We start from the raw sequence: 23,949 nt of genomic DNA on the forward strand, positions 1-23,949 counted from the left end.
GAGCGCGGGATGCGCCCGAACCCCTGGCTGGTGGCGAAACTCGCCGTCCTTCAGGCCGAGCGGGACCGCGTCGCAAGGCGGCGTGCCCGGCTGAACGCGGCGCTCGCCAAGGCTGCCGCCCGCTTCATGACCGACCACGCGATCGCCGCCGGAGCCCGGGTCATCTATCTCGAAGACCTACGGGACATGGAGGCGCGCGGCAAGGGCCGCACGCTGAACACGCGGCTGTCCCAGACCGTGCGCGGCGCCATCGTCATCCACCTGCGCCACCGGGCCGCCGCCCACGGCATCGCGGTGGTCATCGTGCCGCCCCGGGGCACGTCGAAGTACTGCCCCCGGTGCCTGACCGCCTTCCGCCACCACAAAGCCCCCAACAACCCGGCGACGGGCTGGGCCTGGGCCACCTGCCCGAACACGACGTGCGGCTACAGCACCGGCCGGGACAACGCCGCCTGGCAACGCATCGGCGCCCGCGGCCTGACCCACCAGCACAAGACCAGCCTCGACCGCACTGCCGGAACCTTCGTCATCCGCAGCGTGGTCGACGCCCTGGACCGCACCAGCACGGTCCAGCACCAGACCCGGGACCGCACCAAGAGCGGCCCCACAGCAAAACGCCCTGCGCCCGGGAAGCGGCGCAGGGTCCCCGCCCCACCCGAGAACCGCACCCCAACCAGGGCGCGACCGGGTGGCAAGCGTCCGGCGGGGCGGACCCCCACGCACCCGACCCACCGCAGCCGGCGGTGTCGAGGGCAGCAGGGACCGAACACGATCGGCACCCCCACACGGCACCAGCCGGACGGGGCCAGACTCGGGGCAGGCTTCCACCACCACGCCCACACCACCCCCACCCGGGGACAACCATGGCCGAGTCACCCTCCCAAGCGGTCCCGAACACCCGGGATCACCCAGGAAACCCAAGCCGATTAGAGACGCTGAGAGTGTCGCTCCGTACGAAGGAGGAGGTCCACGTGGCGCTGATGGCTTCCGAGCTCGCACCGCACACGGACACCGACGGGAACACCGTCTCATCGGTCGAGGACGCCTTCGTGGCGTTGAGCGCGGCAGCCCCTGAGGGGTGGCGCGTGGAACTGGTCGAGGGGCGCATCCACGTGGCACCGCCCGCCAACGGCGGGCACGTAGAGATCGTGTCCGCATTAACAGGGCAGGTGCGCGACCACCGGAAGGGCCTGAGCTGTTACACCGGGCTCGGGCTTCTTGTCCCCGGCACCTCACCCACCGGGAAGGTGGTCCCCGATCTCGTGGTCGCCCCCAAGGGCAGCTTCAGCGATGCGCTTGAGTACCACGACCGGGCTGCGGTTCTGCTCGTCGGCGAGGTCACCTCGGGCTCGACGGCCGAGAACGACCGAGGGCCGAAGCTTCGTGGGTACGCCCAGGCGGGCATCCCCTGTTACCTCCTGATCGACAGGGAACGAGGCCACGTGGTCGTGCACACCGAGCCCTCCGGGCAGCGTTACGCGCGGCGGACCGAGGTGGAGATCGGCAAGACGGTTGCCCTGCCGTATCCCTTCGAATTCGAGCTGGATACGGGCGAGTTCTGATCCACGGGGGCCGCGTGCCGCGTGGCACGCCTGCTCCGGAACGGTGACGGCATCCTCACCAGCTGACCCCTGAAACGGCCAAGGGCCGCCCCTTCGACCGGGCGGCCCTCAGTGTTTGTGCTTTACGTCCGTCAGACGTTGACGCCGAAGTCCTTGGCGATGCCCGACAGGCCCGCGGCGTAGCCCTGGCCGACGGCGCGGAACTTCCACTCCGCGCCGTTGCGGTAGAGCTCGCCGAAGACCATGGCGGTCTCGGTGGCCGCGTCCTCGCTGAGGTCGTAGCGGGCGATCTCGGCGCCGCCGGCCTGGTTGATGATGCGGATGAAGGCGTTCCGCACCTGGCCGAAGTTCTGGCTGCGGGACTCCGCGTCGTAGATGGAGACCGGGAAGACGATCTTCTCGACGTCGGCGGGCAGGGCCGCGAGGTTGACGTTGATCTGCTCGTCGTCGCCCTCGCCCTGGCCGGTGACGTTGTCACCGGTGTGGACGATGGACTGGTCCGGGGTGGACTTGTTGTTGAAGAAGACGAAGTGCTGGTCCGAGTAGACCTTGCCGCTCGGGTTCACGGCGATGGCGCTCGCGTCGAGGTCGAAGTCGGTACCGGTGGTGGTGCGGACGTCCCAGCCGAGGCCGACCGTGACGGCGGTCAGGCCCGGTGCCTCCTTGGTGAGCGAGACGTTGCCGCCCTTGGACAGGCTTACAGCCATGGGGAGTCCCTTTCGTGGTGGTCGAGTCCTCAGGGCTTCGTACTCCGGACGAAGCTACCGTCACCCTCCACAACGCCGTCGGCCGCCCACCGGTTCCAGGTTCCTTTACCTTCTTTGCCAATCCTTAGCGCCTGGCGGTTCGCCCCCGTCCTGGCGCGCACAAAAGCAGGTGACGGTCCCGCGGTGGCGCGGGATCATGGGGGCATGTCCGGGCCCTATGTCATCCGTGGCTCGGTCTCCCTGCCGGAGGCCGAGCTCATGTGGCGTTTCTCGAGGTCGTCCGGGCCGGGTGGGCAGCACGTCAACACCAGCGACAGCCAGGTCGAGCTGCGCTTCGACCTGGCCGCGACCGAGGCGCTGCCGGCGGTGTGGAAGCAGCGCGCGCTGGAGCGGCTGGCGGGGCGGCTGGTCGGTGGGGTGGTGACCGTACGGGCCTCTGAGCACCGCTCGCAGTGGCGCAACCGCGAGACGGCGGCGGTCCGACTCGCGTCGCTGCTGGCCGAGGCGACCGCACCGCCGCCCAAGCCGCGCCGTCCGACCCGTATCCCACGCGGTATCAACGAGCGGCGGCTGCGGGAGAAGAAGCAGCGCGGCGACACCAAGCGTGGGCGGTCCGGGCGGGACTGGCACTAGCGACATCCCTGTGGCTTCCAGGCGCCCCTTGGGGGCGTGGCGGTCGGCTCCCTAGGGGATTCGCGAGGGGGCGCTCAGGGTGATCACTGATGGGGGCGCACGGGGAACCCGAAAGGATGGCTGACAGTTCATTTCCAGCTGTCCCCGGGAGCAGATCGATGCGTCGCCGTCCCTCCGTCTTCTGTCGTTCGACAGTCATCGGCATGGCCCTGGCCGCGGTCACGGCGGGCCTCGCCCTGCCCGTTTCGACGGCCGCGGCTTCTCCGCGGCCGTCGCAGGCCGCTGCCGCCGCCCGGCTCTCGCCGTTCGATCCCGCTGCGATGCGGGAGCTGCTGGCGGGCCTGCCCGATCCGGTGGTCTCCGGTGCGCTGGTCAGGGTGGCGCAGGGCGGTTCGGGGAGGCCGTGGACCGGTTATGCGGGAGAGGTGCCCCATGGTGCCCATTTCCGAATCGGCAGTGTCACGAAGGCTTTCACCAGCACGGTGGTGCTCCAACTGGTCGCCGAGCGCCGGATCGTCCTCGACGCCCCCGTACGGCGGTATCTGCCCGAGCTGATACCGGACGCGTACCAAGAGGTCACCGTGCGCCAGTTGCTGGACCACACCAGCGGTCTGCCCGCCCCCGCGGGCATACCGGGGCCCGCTGACGGGCCCGGCTGGTGGCTGAGGAGCGTTTCGCCGCGGGAAGTGGTCCGCGCGGCCTTTGCGAACGCGGAGGGCGGCGGGACCGCGCCGCGGCCCGGTTCCGTCCAGCAGTACAACGGCGTCAACACCTTTGTCGTGGGTCTGCTGGTCGAGAAGGTGACCGGGCACACCTTCGCGGAGGAGCTCGGCCGGCGCGTCATCCGGCCCCTTGGGCTGCGGGACACCAGCCTTCCCGCTGCCTCGGACACCTCCATCGCCGTACCTCACGCCCGGCCGCGTCTCGCCGGGGACGAGGTGACCGAGCAGTCCCCGTGGGCCTGGGCCGAAGGGGGAATGATCTCCACTGCCGCGGACTTGGACAGGTTTCTGACCGCCCTGTTCCGCGGCAGGCTGCTGCCACCGGCCGAGCAGCGGCTGGCCTTCACCGTCCCCGACGTGTCCAGCGCGCCGGACAACAAGAACTGCATCAACGGAACCGCCTGCTTCAGCATCGGCGGACTGATGCGGGTCACGCTCGACAACGGTGTGACCGTGTGGGGCAAGACCGGATCGCAGCCCGGCTGGACGACGGGCATGTTCGCCACGCGTGATCTGACGCGCCGCGTCGTCTACTCGCTCAACCCCACGGGTGCCGCCTCGGAACGCCCCCGCGTCATGGCCGTTCTCAAGGCCGCCTTCGGCGATGCCGCAGGGGACAGGGGTTAAGGGAGGACGGAGCGGACCGCGTCCGGGGTGCGGGCCACCACCGTCGTGCCGTCGTCCGCCGTGATGATCGGCCGCTGGATCAGGATCGGATGGGTGGCCAGCGCCTCGATCCACCGGGCGCGGGCGGACTCCTCGCGCGGCCAGTTTGCCAGGCCCAGTTCGGCCGCGACGGATTCGCCGGTGCGGGTGATGTCCCAGGGCTCCAGGCCGAGGCGGTGCAGTACGTCCTCGATCTCCTGGGCGGTCGGCGGCGCTTCCAGATAGCGGCGCACCGTGTACTCGGCGCCCTCGGCGTCCAGCAGGGTCAGTGCGGAGCGGCATTTGGAGCAGGCCGGGTTGATCCAGATTTCCATGGCTCGGACGCTATCCGAGCAGGAGGCGCTGTCCCCAGCGGGGGCGTCACCCCAGCGTGCGGTAGCGGCTCCGGAAGTACATCAGCGGGCCGCCGTCCGCGCTCGGGGTGCCCGCCGACAGCACTCGGCCCACCACCAGCGTGTGGTCGCCCGCCGTCACCCGCTGTTCGGTGCGGCTCTCGACGACCGCGAGGGCTCCGCCGACGAGGGGTGCGCCCGTGATTTCGCCGCGTCCGTAGGGGATGTCCTCGAACAGCAGCCTGTCGCTGATGCGGCCCTTCATGGCGAATCGCCCGGCTATATGGCGCTGGCTTTCCGACAGGACCGATACCGCCCAGAGGGGCTGTCGGGCCAGTAGGTCGTCCATCCGCGAGCCGTTGCGAACGCTCACCATCACGAGCGGCGGGTCAAGTGACACCGACATAAACGAGGTGGCCGTCATACCGACGTCCTCGCCGCGCGGCCCTTCGTCCGGGTCGTGGGCGGTCACCAATACCACGCCCGCGGAGAGTCGGGACAGGGCGGCGCGGAACTCGTCCTCACTCACCCCACCAGCATGGGGGATGACGGGCTGCGCGGCGGCGGAACTCGATGGGTGCGGCACGTAATGAACGCTAACGCGGGCCGGGCGGGCTCCGCATCGGGCCCCGGGACCAGGCCGGTCCTAGGTCGCGGGCCGTATTCGCCGTACGCCGGGGGCGGCAGTGCGCGGCCTTCGGATGAGTGGCTGAACGGCGTTTTTGGATTTGCATTCACAAAAATCAGGAGCGCTCCCACGCCTGTCTCCAAGGCTTGAATACACTCTGTGACATCAGTCACACCAGATAGTAATTGTTGACCCTGTGTACCGAGTGGGCAGCTCGCTGTGATTCAGTGGCCATGGCAATCGGACGACGAGTCGGACGAGTAGAAGGACGACAACGAGCCAGGAGTTGCTGTCGAGGTCTCGGGGGAGTAGCGAGCGATGGAGACCGAGTCGGAGCCGTACATCCGCCTTGCGACCCTGCGGCTGTTGCACCAGGTGGTCGCCGATCTGAACACCGCCCGCAGCTTCGCCGACACCGTGCAGACCGTCGCCGACGGGGTGATCGCCGGGCTCGGCTACGAATTCTCGGCCGTCAATCTGGTCCGCCCGGACGGCGATCTGGTCGTCGCGGCCGTCGGGGGCGACCCCGGGGCCGAGGCCCTGATGGCGGGGCGGGTCGGCTCGCGTGACGCCTGGGACCGCAGGCTGTCCATGGGTGACCGCTGGGGCTCACTGCACTTCGTCCCGTACAGCGAGGGGTGGGTGCTCGATGACGACGACGTGCCGCAGTGGCACACCCCGGGGCCCGCGCCCAGCTTTCCCGACGGGTGGCATCCCATGGACCGCCTGTTCGCCCCGATGTACTCGGCGGGCGGCTCGGGCGGCGAGCTGATCGGCGTCATATCCGTCGACCGGCCGAGGAACGGCCGCCGCCCCGGCGCATGGGGGCGCGAGGCCCTGCAGATGTACGCCTTTCATGCCGCGACCGCGATCGGCAACGCCCGTCTGCGCGCCAATATGCAGCGCGCGCTGCTGCGCCTGGAGCGCGAACAGCAGGCCCTGCGCGCCAGCGAGGAGAGCTTCCGGCAGGCCTTCGAGTACGCGCCGAGCGGCATGGCCATCGCCGAGATGGGCGGCGATCAGCACGGGCGGCTGCTGCGCGCCAATGACGCGCTGTGCCGGCTGCTGGGCCGCCCGGCCTCCGCCCTGCGCCGCTCCTCCTTCTCCGACCTCGTGCACCGCGAGGACATCGGCACCCTGCTGCGCACCTCCGCCGAGGGCGGCCGCTCCGAGCTGCGGCTGGCCCGCCGGGACGGCAGCTATGTCTGGGTGAGCCTGCGCAACTCCGTGGTCGCCGACGCGGCCGACGGCCCGCGCTTTCTGCTCACCCACGTCGAGGACATCGAGGAGCGCAAACAGAACGAGCTGCAGTTGGCCCACCGTGCCAGCCATGACTCGCTGACCGGCCTGCCCAACAGCGCCGAGCTGCGCGCCCGCCTCGGCAGCAGGCTGTGCGACAACCCGCGGCGCTCCGGGGAGTCCGGGCGCGGGGAGCCCGGGTTCGGGGCGGACGCCGCCGGGGCGGGCGGGCTCTCCCGGGGCTACGACGAGTTCGAGGGTCCGGGCGTCTTCGACGAGCCGGGGGTCTTCGGCGGGCCGGGCGCGTTCGACCGGCCGGGCGGCTCCATCCCGTACGAGCCCCATGTGCACGCCATCGCGCCGCGGGAGGACCACGACATCGACGACGGCCACAAGGGGCTGGCCGTTCTCTTCTGCGATCTGGACGGCTTCAAGTCCATCAACGACCGGTTCGGCCACCACGCGGGCGACGCCGTCCTCATCGAGGTCGCCCGGCGGCTGGCCGCCGGGGTGCGGGAGGGGGACACCGTGGCCCGGCTCGGCGGCGACGAGTTCGTGGTCCTCGCGGACGGCCTCGGCCGGGCCGACGCCAAGGACCTGGCCGTCCGGCTGCGCAACGCGATCACCCCGCCGATCCGGGTCGACGGCCGGGCCGTCCGGGTCGGGGGCAGCTTCGGCATCGGCTGGGCCAGTTGCGGGATGACGGCCGAGGAAGTGCTGCAATCGGCTGACCAGCGGATGTATATCGAGAAGCGGTCGCGTGCCAAGGACCGCCGCCGCGCCGGATGAGCGTTCGCGGAATGGCGCCGCCCTCGGCACGGTAGGCTGCTCCGAATGCGGTACTGCCGCCGAGGGTGAATCGATCATGAATATTGGCCATCCGGACAGTGCATGCCCTGTTGCGGCCGTCCCGGCCCTGATATGAGCTGTCATGGCGCCTCCGCACCTGAGCGCCGTTGGCCATATGCACAGGGGAGTGACGAGAGGGATGACGGCCGGCAACAACGGCTCGGACACGCCGGAGAATGACGACCCGTTCGCCTATCTGTACCGCTCGGACGGTGGACAGGACGGCCAGGCGGGACAGCCGGGCTCCGCCCCCGCGGCCGGTGGCTACGGCTACCCGGGCCCGGCCGGTCCGCGCCAGCCAGGGGTCCCCCGCACCTCGTACAACCACGTCCGCGCGGTCGGCGAGCGCAGCTACGGGCAGCAGCAGCAATACCCGCAGCAGACCCAGCCGATCCCGAACCAGCAGACGTACGGCGGCCAGGGGCAGCAGCAGGGCTACGGGCAGCAGAACGCCCACTACGCCGCCCCCGAGAACCTGCCCGGTGGGGGCGGCTCCCGCCGGGCGGCCCCCTCGCGCGGTACCGGCGGCCGTGGTCCCAACAGCAAGGGGCTGCTCATCGGCGCGCTCGCCGTCGTCGCCGTGGTCGTGGTCGGCATCGGCGTCGCGATGATCACGAACGACGGCAACAAGGACGACAAGGCCGACCCGACCAACTCGCCCACGTCGACCGCGAGTGCCGAGCCCAGCAAGACCGCCGGGGCCTCCAAGGATCCGTCCGAGCTGCCCAGCGAGGACGCGTGGGGCCTGCGCCTGGAGGGCACCGCGGCCCCCGCGACGGACATTCCCGGCGCCAAGGCCGAGGGCGGTAAGTACGTCGGCGGGCTGAACGCCGTCGGCGCATCCGTGACCTGGAACGTGGACGTCGCCAAGGCGGGCCAGTACCGGGTGTACGCGCGGTACAGCGTGCCCGCCGAGAACCAGTCGCTCTCGCTCACCGTCAACGGGGAGCGGTCGACCCGGCCGATGAATATGGAGGCCTTCGTCCCTGGGGTGGAGAAGGGCGACTGGGAGAAGAGCTGGACGAAGACCTGGTCCCTCGTCAACCTCAAGGAGGGTGCCAACACCGTCAAGGTGTCCTGTGAGGCGGGCGACAAGTGCGACGTCATCCTCGACCAGCTGTGGCTCACCGGTAAGAACGGCTGATGGCCGAGCGTGGCTGACGGCGCCGCCGTACGACGCGGGGCCCGGTGGCCGCTCAGGCTGCCGGGCCCTCGGTGACCTCGACCCGGCCCAGCAGCTCCTCGTAGGTGGCGCGGTCGAACTCGCCCGCCACCGGGGCCCGTACGGCTGCCGCCGACAGGGCCACCGCGCGCGCCAGCCGATCCGGCCACGGGACGCCCTCGACCAAGCCGGACAGCAGCCCGGCCACCGCGGAGTCGCCCGCCCCCGTCGGATTGCCCACCAGGCGGCGCGGCGGGGCGGCCCGCCAGGTGCCCTCGGGGGTGACCGCGAGCATGCCGTCCGCGCCGAGCGAGGCCGCCACCGCGCGCGCCCCGCGCCGCCGGGCGTCGCGCGCGGCGCGCAGCGGCTCGGTGGAGCCGGTGAGCCCGGCGAGTTCATCGGCGTTGGGCTTGACGATGTCGGGGCGGGCGGCGATGCCGCGGCGCAGCGGTTCGCCGCTGGTGTCCAGCAGCGTGGGCACGCCCGCCGCGCTCGCCTCCCGGATGAGCCGCGCGTACGTCCCCACGGGGACGCCGGGCGGCAGGCTGCCGCACAGCGCGACCGCGGACGCCTCGCGCAGCAGCTCGGCGTACGAGCTGAGGAACGCGGACCACTCGGGCGTGGTGACGATCGGGCCGGGCTCGTTGAGCTGGGTGGAGTCGCCCGAGCCGGCGTCGACGACGCCGACGGTGCGCCGGGTCGTACCGGCGATCGGCACCAGGGCGTCCATCACCCCGCCGCCGAGTTCGGCGAGCCGTTCCCGCAGGACCGTCCCGGTCACGCCCCCGGCGAAGCCCGTGACGACGGTGCGGTGGCCGAGGGCGGCCAGCACCCGGGCGACGTTGAGGCCCTTGCCGCCGGGCCGCTCGGTGACCTCGGTGACGCGGTGGGTGGTGTGGGCGCACAGGCGCGGTACCTGGTAGGTGATGTCCAGGGCGGTGTTGAGCGTGACCGTCAGGATCACCCTGGCATCCCTTCTTCACAGTTCTTCCCGCGTGTGTGCGGCTGTGAAGGATCATGCCAAAACGGCGGCGGCGGGCCCAGACCCCCACCGGGGCCGGCCCGCCCAACCGAGGTGTCGAATCAGCCCACTTCGGGATCGATCACCCACTCGCCCCGGCGCATCACGCCCACCAGCCCGAAGTCCTCGCCCAGCACGACCAGATCGGCGTCCTTGCCGGCCTCCAGCGAGCCCACCCGGTCGTCGAGGCCCAGGACCCTCGCGGGGGTGGCGGACAGCGCGCGTACGGCCTCGGGCACGCTCAGCCCGTCGAGGGTCACGGCCCGGGCGAAGGCGCGGTCGAGGGTCAGGGTCGAGCCCGCGATCGAACCGGCCGTCGGGCCGCTGCTGATCCGCGCGACCCCGTCGGTGACCTCGACCTCCATCGGGCCCAGCGGATAGACCCCGTCGCTCATACCGGCCGCGCCCATCGCGTCCGTGATGAAGGCGACCCGGTCGGCCCCCGCGCGGCGGAAGGCGAGGCGCAGCGCGGCGGGGTGCAGATGGGTGCCGTCGTTGATCAGCTCGATGGTGACCCGCTCGTCCTCCAGCAGGGCGGCCACCGGCCCCGGCTCGCGGTGCAGCAGCGGCGGCATCGCGTTGAACAGGTGCGTCGCCACCGTCGCGCCCGCCTCGACGGCCTCGAGCGCCGCCTCGTACGCCGCGTCGGTGTGGCCGACGGCCGCGATGACGCCGCTGTCGGCCAGCAGCCGCACGGAGTCCAGGCCGCCGGGCAGTTCGGGCGCGAGCGTCATCATCTTCGCGGTGCCGCGCGCGGCGTCGACGAGCTTGCGCACATCCGCCGGGTCCGGGTGGCGCAGCAGCGACGGCTGGTGGGCGCCGCAGCGGTGCGGGGAGATGAAGGGGCCCTCGAAGTGGACACCGGCCAGCTCGCCCTGTTCGACCAGTTCGGAGAGGGCCGCGGCCTGCCGGGAGAGGTCGTCGAGGTCGCCGGTGACGGTGGAGGCGAGCAGGGTGGTGGTGCCGCGGCGGCGGTGCGTATGGGCGACGGTGAGGGCTTCCTCGGGGGTGCCGGCCGAGAAGGACGCGCCTCCGCCGCCGTGCACATGCATATCGACGAAGCCGGGGACGATCCAGTGGCCGGTCAGATCGAGCGCGGTCTCGGCGCTGTTGTCCAGCCGCGCGCCGCCGGTCGCCGTCCTGCCGGTCGTCCCGCTGCCGGTCGCCGTTCCGCCCGCGCCCGCCTCGACGATGTGCCGGCCTTCGACCGTCACCCGCCCGTCCTCGACCACGCCGGTCGGCAGCACCACCCGGGCGCCCGCGAGAACCGTTCGAGCCGTTGGAGCCGTTCGTCCGACCATCAGGCGCTTACCTCCGTGGAGAGTAGATCCCAGGCGAGCAGGCCCGCGCCCAGGCATCCGGCGGTGTCCCCGAGGGCCGCCGGGACGATAGTGGGCAGCTTCTGGAACGTGATCCGCTCCTCGACCGCCGTGCGCAGCGGCGCGAACAGGGTCTCCCCGGCCTCGGCCAGACCCCCGCCGACGATCAGCACCCCGGGGTCCAGCAGGGTGACCCCGGTGACCAGGCCGTCGGCGAGCGCGCCCACGGCCTCCTGCCACACCGCCACCGCCCGCGGATCGCCGGACGCGACGGCCCTGGCGCAGTCCGCGGCGTCGTTCTTCGCGGCGTCGCCGCCGCTCGCCCGCGCCCAGGCGCGGCCCACCGCGGAGGCGGAGGCAAGCGTCTCCAGGCAGCCGAACTGCCCGCAGCCGCACACCGGGCCGCCCGGCCGTACGACGATGTGGCCGATCTCGCCCGAGGAGCCGTTGGCCCCGGGGTCGACGCGTCCGTGGATGCCGATGGCCCCCGCGATGCCGGTGCCCACCGATACGAACAGGAAGCGGTCGGCCCCTTCGCCGGCTCCTATCCGTCCCTCGGCCAGCCCGCCCATGCGTACGTCGTGGGCCAGCGCGACCGGCGTCCCGGCGAGCCGTTCGGCCAGCAGGGCGCGCAGCGGCACATCGCGCCAGCCGAGGTTGGCGGCGAAGACGGCGATGCCGCGGTCCTCGTCGAGGACCCCGGGCACGCCGACCCCGGCCGCGGCGGCGGGGGTGCCGTAGCGCTGCTCACCGATGGCGCGCAGCTCGGCGGCGAAGTCGAGGATCGTGGCGACGACGGCTTCCGGTCCGCGCTCGCGGCCGGTGGGCCGCCTGTCCTCATGGAGGAGCGCGCCGTCCGCCCCCACGAGGGCGGCCTTCATGCCGGTGCCGCCCACATCGAGGGCGATGACGTGTTTCACGGGGACAGTCTCGCGCGATCGACCGTGAGAGGTCTAGTCCACTCGCCGTCAGGAGGGTCGCTTAGGCTCCGGTTATTCGCGTAAAGGTGAAGTTCGATACCGAAGCGATATCCGTATGGTGTAGACCCTGTGGAGGTATGCGGGGCAGACTCGCTCGACCCTTCTGGGACCAACCAGGAGGACAGTCAAGCCACGAGGGTGGGGAAGAGCAGTGCAGCGTCGGCGGTTCTTGGGTCTGACGGCGGCGGGGGCCGCGACGGCGGCGATAGCGCCCGCGCTGACGGCGTGTGGAAACGAAAGCCCGGGCTCGGGCGAGGTCACCCTGAAAGTGGTGGCGGCCGACTACGGCGACAGCTCGGCCAACAGCTCCCAGAAGTACTGGGACAAGCTGGCCAGGGCGTTCGAGGTCGAGCACGAGAACATCAAGGTCGACGTCACGATCCTCAGCTGGACCGAGATCGACAAGAAGCTCGCCGACATGGTCAAGCGCGGCGAGGCCCCGGACATCGCGCAGATCGGCGCGTACGCCGACTTCGCCGCCGCGGGCAAGCTCTACCGCGCCGACCAGATGCTCTCCATCCCCACCCAGGCCGGGTTCATCGAGTCGATCGCGCGGGCGGGCGAGGTCAAGCGGGTGCAGTACGGACTGCCCTTCGTCTCCAGCGCCCGGCTGTTCTTCTACAACCAGAAGCTGTTCGACGAGGCCGGCGTCACCTCGGTGCCGGAGACCTGGGCCGAGCTCAAGGACGCCGCCGTCAAGCTCAAGGCGATCGGCGTGAAGATCCCCTACGGGCTGCCGCTCGGCCCCGAGGAGTCGCAGGGCGAGGCCCTGATGTGGATGCTCGGCGGCGGTGGCGGCTACGCCGACGCCAACGGCAGCTACACCATCGACTCGACCGAGAACATCAAGACCATGGAGTGGTTGCGCGACGAGCTGGTCGGCAAGGGCCTGACCGGCCCCGACGCCCCGGGCCGCACCAACCGCCAGGACATCTTCGACGCGTTCACGCGTGGCGAGGTCGGCATGCTCAACGGCCACCCGACCCTGATGCAGCAGGCGGACGGCCACGGCATCAAGTACGGCACCGCGCCGCTGCCCGGCCGCGACGGGAAGTCCAGAGCCACCATGGGCGTCGCCGACTGGGTCATGGCCTTCAAGCAGAACGGCAACCGCCGGCAGGCCGGGCTGTTCCTGGACTTCCTCTACAGCGAGCAGAACGTGCTCGACTTCACCAGCCAGTACGACCTGCTGCCGGTGACCACCAAGGCATCCGCCGCGATGCGCGGGGACCGCAAGTACAAGCGGCTGTGGAAGTTCCTCGACGAGCTGGGGACGGCGCAGTTCTACCCGGTGGACAAGACGTCCTGGGCGACGGTCCAGTCCGACCTGAAGAAGAAGCTCGGTTCGGTCGTCTCCAAGGGCGGCGACCCGGCGGGCGTGCTCAGCGAGATCCAGCGCCAGGCCGACGCGCTGGAGACCACGGCGGGCTGACGATGCAAGGCGAGCAAGGTCAGCAAGGCGAGCACGATCAGCAAGGCCGGGCCCGGGACGGGCATGCGGAGGAACGCGCGGCCGGTCCCGGTGACGCGGCCGGGGCGCCGGGCGAGCCGGTCGCGCCAGGCGAGGCGGCCGGGCTGTCCGAGCGGGACCGGGCCGTGCTCGCCGTGGAGCGGCGCGGCTGGCCGGGGCCCGGTGCCAAGGAGCGCGCGATACGCGAACAGCTCGGTATCTCGCCGACCCGCTACTACCAGCTCCTCAACGCCCTCCTGGACGACCCCCGCGCCCTCGCCCACGACCCGGTGACCGTCAACCGGCTGCGCCGCGTGCGCGCGGCGCGGCGCGAACGCCGGTGACGCGCAGCGCCTGGCTGTCCCGCCGCAGCTGTCAGGGGCGGCGCCGGATGTCGGCGTCGGGCACCGGCCGCCGACCCGGAACCGGCCACTGACGCGGGCCGCCCCACCTCCCCACCTCCGCGGCGATAGGGTCGGCCGCATGGGCAGCCACCCTCTTCCCGTACCCACGACCGCGGCCGGCCGTGACGGCCTCGCGGCGATCCTCGAGCGGCCCGGAGAGGCCATCGCCGCCTTCGACTTCGACGGCACCCTCGCCGATATCGTCCCCGACCCCGACCAGGCGCGCGCCCACCCCGGCGCCGCGCCGGCGCTCTCCCGGCTCGCCCCGGGGCTGCGCTCCGTCGCGGTGATCACCGGCCGTCCGGCCGCCCTCGCCGTGGCGTACGGCGGCTTCGCCGAGACCGACGGCCTCGACCACCTGGTGGTCCTCGGCCACTACGGCGCCGAGCGCTGGGACGCCGCCGACCGCGAGATCACCGCCCCGCCCCCGCACCCGGGCGTCGCGGCGGCCCAGGCCGAACTCCCGGACGTACTCGCCGCGGTCGGCGGCGCGGGCGGCGCCACCGTGGGCGCCACCGTGGAGGAGAAGGGGCGCGCCGTCGCCGTCCACACCCGCCGCGCCGCCGACCCGCAGGGCGCCTTCGAGGCGCTGCGCGAACCGCTGCGCCACCTCGCCGAGCGGCACGGGCTGATCGTCGAGCCCGGCCGCCTGGTGCTCGAACTGCGCCCGCCGGGCATGGACAAGGGCGTCGCCCTCACCGAGTACGTACGGGAGACCGGGGCCACGGCGGTGCTGTACGCGGGCGACGACCTGGGGGACCTGGCCGCGTTCGCGGCGGTGGAACGGCTCAGGTCGCAGGGGGTGCCCGGGGTGCTGGTGTGCAGTGGCAGCACCGAGGTCACCGAGCTGGCCCGGCGCGCCGACCTGGTGGTCGACGGCCCCGCGGGGGTCGTGGACCTGCTGACGGCCCTGGCCCGGGCGATCGGGCACTGAGGAGCCGTGCGTGAGCCGCGGGCGTCAGACCTTTCCGGGCCGCGGGTGGCAGACCCGCGGCCCTCACCGAACCCCCGGCGTCAGGTCTCCGTCAGCTCCCGCAGCTGCGCGAGGAACCACTGCGCGGGCGGCAGCGCCGTCGCCGCGGCCACCAGCCGCTTCGTACGCTCCGCCCGCTCGCCGTCCCCCATCGACAGCGCCTCGTGCAGCGCCCGCGCCGTCGCCTCGATGTCGTACGGGTTGACTACCAGCGCGGCCTCGCCCAGCTCCGCGTACGCCCCGGCCTCCCGCGACAGCACCAGCGCGCAGCCGCGCTCGGAGACCACCGGCACCTCCTTGGCGACCAGGTTCATCCCGTCCCGGATCGGGTTGACCAGGGCCACGTCGGCCAGCCGGTAGGCGGCCAGGGACCGCGCGAAGTCGTCCTTCACATGGAGGGCGACCGGCTGCCAGCCCTCCGTGCCGTACTCGGCGTTGATCCCGGCGGCGACCAGCCGCACCTGCTCGGTGTAGTCGCGGTAGACGGCCAGGTCCTGGCGGGAGGGGTAGGCGAAGGCGATGTGCACCACGCGCTCCCGCCACTCGGGGCGGGTCTCCAGCAGCCGCCGGTAGGCCAGCAGCCCGCGGACGATGTTCTTGGACAGCTCGGTGCGGTCCACCCGGACGACGGTTCTGCGCCCGGGGCCGATCTGCGCGCGCAGCGCCGTCAGCCGCTCGTCGACGTCCGCGGCCCGCGACCGCTGGAGCAGGAAGTCCGCGTCCGCGCCGAGGCCGTGCACGCCCAGCCGGGTCTCGCGCCCGTCGAGGCGCACGGACAGCCGCGCGCCGTCCCGCACCACCTCCGCGCCGAGCACGGCCGCGGCGCAGTCGGCGAAGGCCAGGGCCCAGCGCTCGGTGAGGAACGCGGCGCGGTCACCGCCGAGGATGCCGCGCAGCACGCCCGCCGCCACATCGTCCGGCAGCAGCCGGTAGTAGTCCGGGGGCGCCCAGGGGGTGTGCGAGAAGTGGCCGATCCGCAGGTCGGGCCGCCGCTCGCGGAGCAGCCCTGGCACCAGCGCCAGGTGGTAGTCCTGGATCAGCACGGCCGCGCCGTCGGCGGCCTCCTGGGCGAGGGCGTCCGCGAAGGCCGCGTTGTACGCCTCGTAGGCGTCCCACTGGGCGCGGAACTCCGCGCCGAAGACGGGTTCGAGCGGCGTCTGGTAGAGCAGGTGGTGGACGAACCACAGCACCGAGTTCGCGATGCCGTTGTACGCGGCGTCGAAGACCTCCGGCGCGATGTCGAGCATCCGCACCAGCTGCCCGCCGGTGTCGCCCGCGTCCAGATGCCCGGTCCCGGCCCGCCCGGCCGCCTCGCGGTCGCCGTCGCCCAGCGCCGCGCAGACCCATACGGCCCCGGCGTCCGGCCCTATGGCACTGAGACCGGAGACCAGCCCGCCGCCGCCGCGCTTGGCGTCGAGCGAACCGTCCTCCCGCAGGGTGTAGGAGACCGGGCCGCGGTTGGACGCGACGAGGACCTGTGCAGCACTGTGCTCAGAGGCCATGTCGCGTACCTAGCCACCTCATGCGTCGCGCAAACGTGCGTGCGGTTTCTTGCCCCGGTCGGGGCAGGCGGGTGTCACGCCGCCCGCCGCTCCACATACTCCGGGATCTCGATCATCGGCGGCCGCTCCTCCGTGTCCACATCGCTGGTCCGCGCCACAAAACCGGCCTCGCCCCGGTCGAACTGGGTCAGCCGCGGCCGCACCAGATGCCCGCGGGCCAGCCGCAGCTGGGCCGTGCGGTAGATCGTGGCCGCCATCCGGCCGAGCGCCTGCGGGTCCTGGTGGCGGTGTTTGCGCACGCCGAGGTCCACCTGGGCGAGCGCGTCGAGCCCGACCGTGTGCAGCGAGTCGATGAGAATGGCCAGCTCCACCCCGTATCCGACGGGGAACGGCAGCCGTTCCAGCAGCGAGCGGCGCGCCGCGTACTCACCGCCGAGCGGCTGTACGAACCCGGCCAGTTGCGGCCAGTGCAGATTCAGCAGCGGCCGGGCGACCAGCTCGGTGACCCGTCCGCCCTGGCCTGCGGCGCCACCGAGCGGCCGGTCGTACATCCCCTTGACCAGCTGTACGTCCGGGTCGGTCAGCAGCGGGCCGACGATCCCGGAGACGAAGCGGGCGTCGAATTCGCGCAGGTCGGCGTCTATGAAGCAGATGATGTCGCCGCTGGTCGCCAGCAGCGAGCGCCACAGCACCTCGCCCTTGCCGGGCAGCGTCGGCAGCTCGGGCAGCAGGGAGTCCCGGTGCACGACCCTCGCCCCGGCCGCCGCGGCGACCTCGGCGGTGCGGTCGGTGGACCCGGAGTCCACCACCACCAGCTCGTCGACCAGCGGCGCGGCCTCGCCCATCAGGTCGCGGCGGATGGCCGCGGCGATCTCGCCGACCGTCGCCTCCTCGTTGAGGGCGGGCAGGACGACGCTCACGGTCCGGCCCGTGGCGCGCTTGGCGGCGAGCAGGCGCGTCAGCGGACGGTCGTCGGCGGACCAGGACCGCTCCTTCAGCCAGCGCTCGACATCTTCCAGCACGGCCATGCCTCCCTGTTGTGGATCGCGCGCGTCAGCTGTGATCCATCTCGCGCTTCGGACGACTATCTCAACCATCAGGGCCTTCGGTTACAGTCTTGAACAGCGCACGTGACCGCTGTATGTCGGGGGTCCCGTGCGATAAACACGCCGGCTCGGCCGGCGTCATACCGCTCATCCAGAGGGGCAGAGGGAACGGCCCGTTGAAGCCCCGGCAACCCTCCAGCCAGTCCTGATTCGTCATGCGAAGCGGGGCCCGGCTAGGGAAGGTGCCAATTCCGGCTCGCGGCGAGATGCGCCGTGAGGAAGATGAGGAGAAAGGGCCTCGCCTCCATGGCTGTGCAAGCTGTCGAAAGCTCTACCGGATCCGCTGATTCCGCTGGTTCTGCCGGTTCCGCTGGTTCCTCCGTCTCGCTCGGGCCCGCCGTCGCCCTGTCCTGTCGCGAGTGCGGGGAGCGTTTCCCCCTCGGCCCCATTTTCGCCTGTGCGGAGTGTTTCGGACCGCTCGAAGTCGCGTACGACCTGCCGACCGGCGACCCCGAGGGGCTGCGCAAGCGGATTGAGGCCGGGCCGAACAACATCTGGCGCTACGCCCCGCTGCTGCCCGTCCCGGCGGACGTGGCCGACAAGCCCAACATCAACCCCGGCTTCACCAAGCTGGTGAAGGCCGACAACCTGGCCCGCGAGCTGGGGGTGACCGGCGAACTGCACATCAAGGACGACTCCGGGAACCCGACGCACTCCTTCAAGGACCGCGTGGTCGCCCAGGCCGTCGAGGCCGCCCGCGCCTTCGGCTTCACCACCCTCTCCTGCTCCTCCACCGGAAACCTCGCGGGCGCGGTCGGCGCCGCGGCCGCCCGGGCGGGCCTGCGCTCCTGCACCTTCATCCCGCACGACCTGGAGCAGGGCAAGGTCGTCATGGCCGCCATCTACGGCGGCGACCTGGTCGCCATCGAGGGCACGTACGACGACGTCAACCGCTTCTGCAGCGAGCTGATCGGCGACCCGGCGGGCGAGGGCTGGGGCTTCGTCAACGTGAACCTCCGCCCGTACTACGCGGAGGGGTCCAAGACCCTCGCGTACGAGATCTGCGAACAGCTCGGCTGGCGGCTGCCGGACCAACTGGTCATCCCGATCGCGTCCGGCTCGCAGCTCACAAAGATCGACAAGGGGCTGAAGGAGCTCATCGCGCTCGGCCTCGTCGAGGACAAGCCGTACAAGATCTTCGGAGCCCAGGCCGAGGGCTGCTCCCCGGTCTCCACCGCCTTCAAGGCCGGCCATGACGTGGTGCGGCCGCAGAAGCCGAACACCATCGCCAAGTCGCTGGCCATCGGCAACCCGGCGGACGGGCCGTATGTGCTGGACATCGCGCGCCGCACGGGCGGGGCGGTGGAGGACGTGAACGACGAGCAGGTCGTCGACGCGATCAAGCTGCTGGCCCGTACGGAGGGGATCTTCGCGGAGACCGCGGGCGGGGTGACCCTGGGCGTGGCGAAGAAGCTGCTCGAGAACGGGGTGCTTGACCCCACCCTCACCACCGTCGTGCTCAACACCGGAGACGGCCTCAAAACGCTTGACGCGGTCGCCCCGACGACTGGGCCCACGGCGGTGATCCGCCCGAGTCTCGACGCGTTCCGCGAGGCTGGTCTGGGCTGAATCGGCTCGGCGCATAGCTCGGCTCTTACCAGCTGGCTTGAATTCGCCCCTCGAATTCGCCCTCGCTTCCCGCAGCACTTCCCACAGAAGGTGAAACCCGCATGAGCGTCAATGTCCGGATCCCCACCATCCTCCGCACCTACACCGGCGGGCAGGCCGAGGTCAGCGCCGAGGGGACGACCCTTGCCGAGGTTCTGACGGACCTGGACCGCAACCACCAGGGCATCGCGGCCCGCGTTCTGGACGACACCGGCAAGCTGCGCCGTTTCGTGAATGTCTACGTCAATGACGACGATGTGCGCTTCGCGGAGGGCCTGGAGACGGCGACCCCGGACGGCGCCGGAGTCTCGATCATTCCGGCGGTCGCGGGCGGCTGCTGAGCCGGTCCTGACCCCGCCCTGACCGCGGCTTAAACGGAATACATGACCCCGGGTTAAACGGAATCGCCCCGTCCTGATAGAAACGGACGGGGCGATTCCGTGTCTTGAATCGCGATACAGTTGAAGGGATCCCCCTAGTGTCGGCGCCGCGTCGGCCGCATATGAGAACTCGTCAACTTGTGCGTGAAGTGTGCGCGTGAATTGCCGGGTTAATCCCTTATGTCCGACCCGGCTTGCCCCGGATTCACGGGAATTTGCCACTTATTACCGTTCGACCGTCGCCAGAATTCTCGTCCGATTGACCTGTTGCACAGGGCAGTTGGACAGATACATTCAGCGGCGGTCGACGCGTTCCGGCGCACACCCCCCTCGACTCGGGGGGTGAGGTCTGACCCGGGTCCGCGGAGTGCGGTCCTGCGCAAGGGCCAGCAATAGGGGAGTTAGGAATGGCTCAGGGCACCGTCAAGTGGTTCAACGCGGAGAAGGGGTACGGCTTCATCGCGGTCGACGGTGGTGCGGACGTGTTCGTCCACTACAGCGCGATCCAGATGGACGGCTACCGCACCCTCGAGGAAGGCCAGCGGGTCGAGTTCGAGATCTCGCAGGGTCAGAAGGGGCCGCAGGCGGACATGGTCCGCGTGGCTGTTGGCTGAAGCGCGCCGACGCGAGGCAGCTGACTGGACTGTTCAGAGGGCCCGTACCCGCAGGGGTAGCGGGCCCTTTGACGTGTCCGCAGACGATCACCATGACCGGCTCATCCCACCACTGTGACCAGCAAGTTCTTCCTGGTAGCCCTTTGGGCGCTTGCACTCTAAGGGGTCGAGTGCTAATCATTGGCGTTAGCACTCTGAGCATGAGAGTGACAGAAGGATCGGGTCGGTGAGGTCCGTCGGACCGTGCGGGGCAAGGAACCGCACGGCAGACAGACCGTCCGTCGCGGGCGCCAGGCGCGGTCCGGAGCAATCCACCCCGTCTTGGGAGGACCACTTCACATGGCCAAGATCATCGCGTTCGACGAGGAGGCGCGGCGCGGCCTCGAGCGCGGGATGAACCAGCTCGCCGACGCCGTCAAGGTCACCCTCGGCCCCAAGGGTCGCAACGTCGTCCTCGAGAAGAAGTGGGGCGCCCCCACGATCACCAACGATGGTGTGTCCATCGCCAAGGAGATCGAGCTCGAGGACGCGTACGAGAAGATCGGCGCCGAGCTGGTCAAGGAGGTCGCGAAGAAGACGGACGACGTCGCCGGTGACGGCACGACGACCGCGACCGTCCTCGCCCAGGCGCTGGTCAAGGAGGGCCTGCGGAACGTTGCCGCGGGCGCCAACCCGATGGCCCTCAAGCGCGGCATCGAGAAGGCCGTCGAGGCCGTCTCCGCCCAGCTGCTCGAGCAGGCCAAGGACGTGGAGACCAAGGAGCAGATCGCCTCCACCGCCTCCATCTCCGCCGCCGACACCCAGATCGGCGAGCTCATCGCCGAGGCGATGGACAAGGTCGGCAAGGAAGGCGTCATCACCGTCGAGGAGTCGCAGACCTTCGGGCTCGAGCTCGAGCTCACCGAGGGCATGCGCTTCGACAAGGGTTACATCTCCCCGTACTTCGCCACCGACATGGAGCGTATGGAGGCGTCGCTCGACGACCCGTACATCCTGATCGTCAACTCGAAGATCAGCAGTGTGAAGGACCTCCTCCCGCTGCTGGAGAAGGTCATGCAGTCGGGCAAGCCGCTGCTGATCATCGCCGAGGACATCGAGGGCGAGGCCCTGGCGACCCTGGTCGTCAACAAGATCCGTGGCACCTTCAAGTCCGTCGCCGTCAAGGCCCCGGGCTTCGGTGACCGCCGCAAGGCCATGCTCGGCGACATCGCCATCCTCACCGGTGGCACCGTCATCTCCGAGGAGGTCGGCCTCAAGCTGGAGAACGCGGGCGTCGACCTGCTCGGCCGCGCCCGCAAGGTGACCGTCACCAAGGACGAGACCACCATCGTGGACGGCGCCGGCGACACCGATCAGGTGCAGGGCCGCGTCAACCAGATCCGCGCCGAGATCGAGTCCTCGGACTCGGACTACGACCGCGAGAAGCTCCAGGAGCGCCTGGCGAAGCTGGCCGGCGGCGTGGCCGTCATCAAGGCCGGTGCCGCCACCGAGGTCGAGCTCAAGGAGCGCAAGCACCGCATCGAGGACGCGGTGCGCAACGCCAAGGCCGCCGTCGAGGAGGGCATCGTCGCCGGTGGTGGCGTGGCCCTGCTGCAGACCGTCTCGGTCTTCGACAAGCTGGAGCTGGACGGCGACGAGGCCACCGGCGCCCAGGCCGTGCGCCTGGCGCTCGAGGCCCCGCTGAAGCAGATCGCGGTCAACGCCGGCCTCGAGGGCGGCGTCGTGGTGGAGAAGGTGCGCAACCTGACCCCGGGCCACGGCCTGAACGCCGCGACCGGCGAGTACGTCGACCTGATCGCCGAGGGCATCATCGACCCGGCCAAGGTCACGCGCTCCGCGCTGCAGAACGCCGCGTCGATCGCCGCGCTGTTCCTGACCACCGAGGCCGTCATCGCCGACAAGCCGGAGAAGGCCGCCGCGGCGGGCGCTCCGGGCGGCATGCCGGGCGGTGACATGGACTTCTGATCGGCGACTTCACGTCGATTGGCTGTCCGCCCGGAACATCGGGTACGTCGGGGCGGCACCCTCTTCCAGGGTGCCGCCCCGACGGCGTTTGCTGTATGCAGCTTTTACGCCTGCGCGGCCTCCAGGGCCGCGCGCAGATGGCCGTCCGACTCGCTCAGCAGCCGGGTGGCGGTGGGGGCGTCGACCCCGCCGAGGATGGCCAGGATGGCGTGCTTGGTCTCCCCGTCGCTGGCGGCCAGCGCGGCCTCGATCTGCGGATCGGGGGCGCCGGTGGCCAGGGAGACGATACGGCGCGAACGCGCGCGCAGCTTCTCGTTCGAGGCGCGCACATCGACCATCAGGTTTCCGTAGGTCTTGCCCAGCCGGATCATGGTGATGGTCGAGACCATGTTGAGCACGAGCTTCTGGGCCGTGCCCGCCTTCAGCCGGGTGGAGCCGGTCAGCAGCTCAGGACCGACCACGACCTCGATACCGTGCTCGGCCGCCGCCGCGAGCGCCGAGCCCGCGTTGCACGACAGCCCGACGGTGAGCGCCCCGAGCCTGCGCGCGTGCTCGACCGCGCCGACCGCGTACGGGGTGCGGCCGGAGGCGGAGATGCCGACGACGGTGTCGTCGGCGCCGACGCCCAGCGCGTCGAGGTCGGCGGCGGCCAGCTCCTTGCTGTCCTCGGCGCCCTCGATGGAGGTCACCATGGCGGCGGGGCCGCCCGCGATCAGCCCGACGACCCGGTCCGGGTCCGTGTTGAAGGTGGGCGGGCACTCGCTGGCGTCGAGCACGCCGAGCCGCCCGGCGGTGCCCGCGCCCGCGTAGATCAGCCGGCCGCCGCGGGCCATGCGCTCGGCGATGTCGTCGATCGCGGCGGCGATCCGCGGGAGCTGGGTGGCGACGGCCGCGGGCACGGCCGCGTCCTCGCCGTTCATGATGCGGGCGATCTCGATGGTCTCCAGCCGGTCGATCTCGGCGAGCTCGGGGCGGAACGCCTCGGTGGTGAGCGTGTCCAGCTGGGCGCGCAGCTGTTCCTGTTCAGCGGCGGAAGTCATGACGAAGCGGCTCTTTCCGGTACGGGGGTGGTGACGGGGCCCGCCGGTATGGGGCCCCGTCGATACGGGGGGTGTCCCGACTCGGTCGACGCTCGGTCAGCGGGGGCCGGGCCGGGGGTCATGCCGGTGGGCGAGCGCTTCGTACGAGGCCGCCAGCGCGGGCGCGGCCGCCTCGTACGTACGCTGCGCCACACCTATGAAGAGGCAGTCCACGACGAGAAGTTGACTCGTGCGGCTGGACATCGCGGCCGGGCGCAGCTCGCTCTCGCGGGCGGTGGACGTGGTGAGCACGAAATCCGCGTACTGCGCGACCTCACCGTCGGGGCGGCCGGTGATCGCGACGGTGGTGGCTCCGTGTTCGAAGGCGACGCGCAGGGGCTCGATGACGTCGGTGGTACGGCCCGAATGGGTGATCGCGAGGGCGACGTCGCCGGAGTGCAGCTGCACGGCGTTGGTGACCGCGAGGTGCGGGTCGGCGTGGGCATGCGCTATCAGTCCGATGCGCAGCAGCTTCTGGACCAGGTCCTGGCCGACCAGGCTGGAGGCGCCGACGCCGTAGACATCGATCCGGCGGGCGGTGGAGAGCGCGGTGACGGCCGCTTCGAGCTGGCTGGTGTCAAGACCGGCGGCGGTGTCGGCCAGGCACTGCTGCTCTTCCTGGGCGAGCTTGGTGACGACGTCGGCGATGGGGTCGTCCACGGCGATGTCCGCCGTGACGGCCGGGGCGCGGCCGGCCGCCTGCTGCGCGGCGAGCGCGGCGAGCGCGAGGCGCAGATCGCGGTAGCCGGGGTAGCCGAGCAGCCGCGAGGTGCGGACGACGGTGGCCTCGCTGGTGCCGGTGCGCTCGGCGAGCCCGGTGACGGTGAGCGCGGCACAACCGGCCGGATCCCCCGCCACGGCCTCGGCGACGCGCTGCATCGAGCGGGTCATGGAGGGCGCGAGGGTGCGGACCTTGGCCGCGAGGGCGGCGGGGGCGGGTGGAGTGGCTTCGGGCACGGTGAAAGTTTCCTTCAGCTTGCTACTCACCTGTGAAAGATATTTTCAGCGCTCGGGGGACGTCAAGGGGGTCGTCAAGAGGGGCCGTCAA

At 71.2% G+C, this 23,949-nt stretch carries 23 protein-coding genes and 1 riboswitch; of the genes, 13 read left to right on the forward strand and 10 right to left on the reverse strand.

Going from position 1 to position 23,949, the window contains the following annotated elements; translation table 11 throughout:
* Nucleotides 1-9 precede the first annotated feature (9 nt).
* Both ACFV2X_RS19365 and ACFV2X_RS19370 read left to right on the forward strand, forming a co-directional pair.
* Nucleotides 10-930: a zinc ribbon domain-containing protein gene (locus ACFV2X_RS19365; RefSeq protein WP_385617750.1), complete on the forward strand. Its 921-nt coding sequence runs from the start codon at nt 10-12 to the stop codon at nt 928-930.
* A 50-nt stretch (nt 931-980) separates the two neighbouring features.
* Entirely contained in the window at nt 981-1,562 is a 582-nt protein-coding gene (locus ACFV2X_RS19370; RefSeq protein ID WP_385617905.1) for a Uma2 family endonuclease, read from the forward strand.
* Between the two features lie 131 nt (nt 1,563-1,693).
* Here the strand turns inward: ACFV2X_RS19370 and ACFV2X_RS19375 are convergent, their stop codons facing one another.
* The gene (locus ACFV2X_RS19375; protein WP_358630084.1) at nt 1,694-2,269 is read right to left on the reverse strand and encodes a TerD family protein; all 576 of its coding nucleotides are present in this window, start codon (nt 2,267-2,269) and stop codon (nt 1,694-1,696) included.
* 204 nt (nt 2,270-2,473) lie between these two features.
* Here ACFV2X_RS19375 and arfB point away from each other — a divergent pair, with 204 nt between their 5' ends.
* Together arfB and ACFV2X_RS19385 are read left to right on the forward strand one after the other, a co-directional pair.
* The gene (gene arfB / locus ACFV2X_RS19380; protein WP_089508398.1) at nt 2,474-2,902 is read left to right on the forward strand and encodes an alternative ribosome rescue aminoacyl-tRNA hydrolase ArfB; all 429 of its coding nucleotides are present in this window, start codon (nt 2,474-2,476) and stop codon (nt 2,900-2,902) included.
* A 158-nt stretch (nt 2,903-3,060) separates the two neighbouring features.
* Nucleotides 3,061-4,251 (forward strand): serine hydrolase domain-containing protein, encoded by a 1,191-nt coding sequence (locus ACFV2X_RS19385; RefSeq protein ID WP_385617753.1) that lies wholly within the window; start codon nt 3,061-3,063, stop codon nt 4,249-4,251.
* Here ACFV2X_RS19385 and ACFV2X_RS19390 read toward each other — a convergent pair.
* Together ACFV2X_RS19390 and ACFV2X_RS19395 are read right to left on the reverse strand one after the other, a co-directional pair.
* The gene (locus tag ACFV2X_RS19390; RefSeq protein WP_385617755.1) at nt 4,248-4,604 is read right to left on the reverse strand and encodes an arsenate reductase family protein; all 357 of its coding nucleotides are present in this window, start codon (nt 4,602-4,604) and stop codon (nt 4,248-4,250) included. The genes ACFV2X_RS19385 and ACFV2X_RS19390 overlap by 4 nt on opposite strands.
* 46 nt (nt 4,605-4,650) lie before the next feature.
* The gene (locus ACFV2X_RS19395; RefSeq protein ID WP_385617757.1) at nt 4,651-5,151 is read right to left on the reverse strand and encodes a flavin reductase family protein; all 501 of its coding nucleotides are present in this window, start codon (nt 5,149-5,151) and stop codon (nt 4,651-4,653) included.
* A 417-nt stretch (nt 5,152-5,568) separates the two neighbouring features.
* On the opposite strand from ACFV2X_RS19395, the gene cdgB reads away from it, so the two are divergent.
* Both cdgB and ACFV2X_RS19405 read left to right on the forward strand, forming a co-directional pair.
* Nucleotides 5,569-7,278 carry a diguanylate cyclase CdgB gene (cdgB, locus tag ACFV2X_RS19400; protein WP_385617760.1) on the forward strand — a complete coding sequence of 570 codons (1,710 nt, stop codon included), beginning with the start codon at nt 5,569-5,571 and terminating at the stop codon, nt 7,276-7,278.
* A 199-nt stretch (nt 7,279-7,477) separates the two neighbouring features.
* Entirely contained in the window at nt 7,478-8,482 is a 1,005-nt protein-coding gene (locus ACFV2X_RS19405) for a CBM35 domain-containing protein (protein WP_385617762.1), read from the forward strand.
* Between the two features lie 52 nt (nt 8,483-8,534).
* Here the strand turns inward: ACFV2X_RS19405 and ACFV2X_RS19410 are convergent, their stop codons facing one another.
* The 3 genes from ACFV2X_RS19410 to ACFV2X_RS19420 form a co-directional block, all read right to left on the reverse strand.
* The gene (locus ACFV2X_RS19410; protein ID WP_385617764.1) at nt 8,535-9,464 is read right to left on the reverse strand and encodes a 1-phosphofructokinase family hexose kinase; all 930 of its coding nucleotides are present in this window, start codon (nt 9,462-9,464) and stop codon (nt 8,535-8,537) included.
* A gap of 119 nt (nt 9,465-9,583) precedes the next feature.
* Nucleotides 9,584-10,822, reverse strand: coding sequence for an N-acetylglucosamine-6-phosphate deacetylase (nagA, locus tag ACFV2X_RS19415; RefSeq protein WP_385617766.1), 1,239 nt, complete (start codon nt 10,820-10,822; stop codon nt 9,584-9,586).
* Nucleotides 10,822-11,760 (reverse strand): ROK family protein, encoded by a 939-nt coding sequence (locus tag ACFV2X_RS19420; RefSeq protein ID WP_385617768.1) that lies wholly within the window; start codon nt 11,758-11,760, stop codon nt 10,822-10,824. The genes nagA and ACFV2X_RS19420 overlap by 1 nt, the downstream gene beginning before the upstream one ends.
* Before the next feature lie 211 nt (nt 11,761-11,971).
* On the opposite strand from ACFV2X_RS19420, the gene ACFV2X_RS19425 reads away from it, so the two are divergent.
* The 3 genes from ACFV2X_RS19425 to otsB all read left to right on the forward strand — a co-directional run bounded on the left by ACFV2X_RS19425 (nt 11,972) and on the right by otsB (nt 14,608).
* Nucleotides 11,972-13,252 (forward strand): extracellular solute-binding protein, encoded by a 1,281-nt coding sequence (locus ACFV2X_RS19425; protein WP_385617770.1) that lies wholly within the window; start codon nt 11,972-11,974, stop codon nt 13,250-13,252.
* Nucleotides 13,253-13,395: 143 nt separating this feature from the next.
* Nucleotides 13,396-13,614 carry a DUF3263 domain-containing protein gene (locus ACFV2X_RS19430; RefSeq protein WP_043490648.1) on the forward strand — a complete coding sequence of 73 codons (219 nt, stop codon included), beginning with the start codon at nt 13,396-13,398 and terminating at the stop codon, nt 13,612-13,614.
* 139 nt (nt 13,615-13,753) lie between these two features.
* Entirely contained in the window at nt 13,754-14,608 is an 855-nt protein-coding gene (gene otsB / locus ACFV2X_RS19435; protein ID WP_385617772.1) for a trehalose-phosphatase, read from the forward strand.
* 80 nt (nt 14,609-14,688) lie between these two features.
* On the opposite strand, the gene ACFV2X_RS19440 is transcribed toward otsB, so the two are convergent.
* Nucleotides 14,689-16,149: a trehalose-6-phosphate synthase gene (locus ACFV2X_RS19440; RefSeq protein ID WP_385617774.1), complete on the reverse strand. Its 1,461-nt coding sequence runs from the start codon at nt 16,147-16,149 to the stop codon at nt 14,689-14,691.
* 74 nt (nt 16,150-16,223) lie between these two features.
* Complete coding sequence (locus tag ACFV2X_RS19445; RefSeq protein WP_385617907.1) at nt 16,224-17,171, reverse strand: glucosyl-3-phosphoglycerate synthase; 948 nt, start codon at nt 17,169-17,171, stop codon at nt 16,224-16,226.
* Between the two features lie 168 nt (nt 17,172-17,339).
* Nucleotides 17,340-17,484: riboswitch (SAM riboswitch) on the forward strand.
* 17 nt (nt 17,485-17,501) lie between these two features.
* Between ACFV2X_RS19445 and thrC the strand changes: the two genes are divergently transcribed.
* From thrC to groL, 4 genes are all read left to right on the forward strand, one after another.
* Nucleotides 17,502-18,824, forward strand: a complete 1,323-nt coding sequence (thrC, locus tag ACFV2X_RS19450) for a threonine synthase (RefSeq protein WP_385617776.1) — start codon at nt 17,502-17,504, stop codon at nt 18,822-18,824.
* A gap of 101 nt (nt 18,825-18,925) precedes the next feature.
* Nucleotides 18,926-19,204, forward strand: a complete 279-nt coding sequence (locus ACFV2X_RS19455; protein WP_014177536.1) for a MoaD/ThiS family protein — start codon at nt 18,926-18,928, stop codon at nt 19,202-19,204.
* Nucleotides 19,205-19,650: 446 nt separating this feature from the next.
* Complete coding sequence (locus ACFV2X_RS19460) at nt 19,651-19,857, forward strand: cold-shock protein (protein ID WP_009716982.1); 207 nt, start codon at nt 19,651-19,653, stop codon at nt 19,855-19,857.
* A 339-nt stretch (nt 19,858-20,196) separates the two neighbouring features.
* Nucleotides 20,197-21,822, forward strand: coding sequence for a chaperonin GroEL (groL, locus tag ACFV2X_RS19465; RefSeq protein ID WP_385617779.1), 1,626 nt, complete (start codon nt 20,197-20,199; stop codon nt 21,820-21,822).
* 104 nt (nt 21,823-21,926) lie between these two features.
* Here groL and murQ read toward each other — a convergent pair whose 3' ends face one another.
* Both murQ and ACFV2X_RS19475 read right to left on the reverse strand, forming a co-directional pair.
* The gene (gene murQ / locus ACFV2X_RS19470) at nt 21,927-22,862 is read right to left on the reverse strand and encodes an N-acetylmuramic acid 6-phosphate etherase (protein ID WP_385617782.1); all 936 of its coding nucleotides are present in this window, start codon (nt 22,860-22,862) and stop codon (nt 21,927-21,929) included.
* A 96-nt stretch (nt 22,863-22,958) separates the two neighbouring features.
* Nucleotides 22,959-23,888: a MurR/RpiR family transcriptional regulator gene (locus ACFV2X_RS19475; protein WP_385617784.1), complete on the reverse strand. Its 930-nt coding sequence runs from the start codon at nt 23,886-23,888 to the stop codon at nt 22,959-22,961.
* Between the last annotated feature and the right edge of the window lie 61 nt (nt 23,889-23,949).

Source organism: Streptomyces sp. NPDC059679, from assembly GCF_042734105.1.
GTDB lineage: Bacteria > Actinomycetota > Actinomycetes > Streptomycetales > Streptomycetaceae > Streptomyces.

Coding starts and splice junctions, on each gene's coding strand:
- ACFV2X_RS19365 (WP_385617750.1), top strand. CDS start 10: ATGCGCCCGAACCCCTGGCTGGTGGCGAAACTCGCCGTCCTTCAGGCC.
- ACFV2X_RS19370 (WP_385617905.1), top strand. CDS start 981: ATGGCTTCCGAGCTCGCACCGCACACGGACACCGACGGGAACACCGTC.
- ACFV2X_RS19375 (WP_358630084.1), bottom strand. CDS start 2,269: ATGGCTGTAAGCCTGTCCAAGGGCGGCAACGTCTCGCTCACCAAGGAG.
- arfB (WP_089508398.1), top strand. CDS start 2,474: ATGTCCGGGCCCTATGTCATCCGTGGCTCGGTCTCCCTGCCGGAGGCC.
- ACFV2X_RS19385 (WP_385617753.1), top strand. CDS start 3,061: ATGCGTCGCCGTCCCTCCGTCTTCTGTCGTTCGACAGTCATCGGCATG.
- ACFV2X_RS19390 (WP_385617755.1), bottom strand. CDS start 4,604: ATGGAAATCTGGATCAACCCGGCCTGCTCCAAATGCCGCTCCGCACTG.
- cdgB (WP_385617760.1), top strand. CDS start 5,569: ATGGAGACCGAGTCGGAGCCGTACATCCGCCTTGCGACCCTGCGGCTG.
- ACFV2X_RS19405 (WP_385617762.1), top strand. CDS start 7,478: ATGACGGCCGGCAACAACGGCTCGGACACGCCGGAGAATGACGACCCG.
- nagA (WP_385617766.1), bottom strand. CDS start 10,822: ATGGTCGGACGAACGGCTCCAACGGCTCGAACGGTTCTCGCGGGCGCC.
- otsB (WP_385617772.1), top strand. CDS start 13,754: ATGGGCAGCCACCCTCTTCCCGTACCCACGACCGCGGCCGGCCGTGAC.
- ACFV2X_RS19440 (WP_385617774.1), bottom strand. CDS start 16,149: ATGGCCTCTGAGCACAGTGCTGCACAGGTCCTCGTCGCGTCCAACCGC.
- thrC (WP_385617776.1), top strand. CDS start 17,502: ATGGCTGTGCAAGCTGTCGAAAGCTCTACCGGATCCGCTGATTCCGCT.
- ACFV2X_RS19455 (WP_014177536.1), top strand. CDS start 18,926: ATGAGCGTCAATGTCCGGATCCCCACCATCCTCCGCACCTACACCGGC.
- ACFV2X_RS19460 (WP_009716982.1), top strand. CDS start 19,651: ATGGCTCAGGGCACCGTCAAGTGGTTCAACGCGGAGAAGGGGTACGGC.
- groL (WP_385617779.1), top strand. CDS start 20,197: ATGGCCAAGATCATCGCGTTCGACGAGGAGGCGCGGCGCGGCCTCGAG.
- murQ (WP_385617782.1), bottom strand. CDS start 22,862: ATGACTTCCGCCGCTGAACAGGAACAGCTGCGCGCCCAGCTGGACACG.